The following is a 1,024-nucleotide window of genomic DNA, read 5'->3' as shown; positions in this document are numbered from 1 at the left end:
TGTTTAGGATAAGCCCTCGACCGATTAGTATTCGTCAGCTACACACATTGCTGTGCTTCCACCCCGAACCTATCAACCTCGTCGTCTTCAAGGGGTCTTACATACTGGGAAATCTCATCTTGAGGGGGGCTTCACGCTTAGATGCTTTCAGCGCTTATCCCGTCCGTACTTGGCTACCCAGCGGTGCTCCTGGCGGAACAACTGGTACACCAGCGGTACGTCCATCCCGGTCCTCTCGTACTAAGGACAGCTCCTCTCAAATTTCCTGCGCCCGCGACAGATAGGGACCGAACTGTCTCACGACGTTCTGAACCCAGCTCGCGTACCGCTTTAATGGGCGAACAGCCCAACCCTTGGGACCTACTTCAGCCCCAGGATGCGATGAGCCGACATCGAGGTGCCAAACCTCCCCGTCGATGTGGACTCTTGGGGGAGATAAGCCTGTTATCCCCAGGGTAGCTTTTATCCGTTGAGCGATGGCCCTTCCATTCGGTACCACCGGATCACTAAGCCCGACTTTCGTCCCTGCTCGACTTGTAGGTCTCGCAGTCAAGCTCCCTTATGCCTTTGCACTCTTCGAATGATTTCCAACCATTCTGAGGGAACCTTTGGGCGCCTCCGTTACATTTTAGGAGGCGACCGCCCCAGTCAAACTGTCCACCTGACACGGTCCCTCTGCCGGTTTCACGGCAGCAGGTTAGAACTCCGATACGATCAGGGTGGTATCCCAACGTTGCCTCCACACAAGCTGGCGCTCATGCTTCAAAGGCTCCCACCTATCCTGTACAGATCGTACCAAAGTCCAATATCAAGTTACAGTAAAGCTCCATGGGGTCTTTCCGTCTTGTCGCGGGTAACCTGCATCTTCACAGGTATTAAAATTTCACCGGATCTCTCGTTGAGACAGCGCCCAAGTCGTTACGCCATTCGTGCGGGTCAGAATTTACCTGACAAGGAATTTCGCTACCTTAGGACCGTTATAGTTACGGCCGCCGTTTACTGGGGCTTCGGTTCACAGCTTCGG

The 1,024-nt window shown here is 54.0% G+C and carries 1 rRNA gene; it reads right to left on the bottom strand.

Annotated elements, in window-relative coordinates:
• Nucleotides 1-4 precede the first annotated feature (4 nt).
• Nucleotides 5-1,024: ribosomal RNA gene (locus tag FHS16_RS31440) — 23S ribosomal RNA — on the bottom strand; the annotation flags it as partial.

The organism is Paenibacillus endophyticus (genome assembly GCF_014192395.1).
GTDB classification, from domain to species: Bacteria; Bacillota; Bacilli; order Paenibacillales; family Paenibacillaceae; genus Pristimantibacillus; species Pristimantibacillus endophyticus.
Note: the sequence above shows the minus strand (reverse complement) of the source record. Positions and strands in the feature narration are given on the sequence as shown.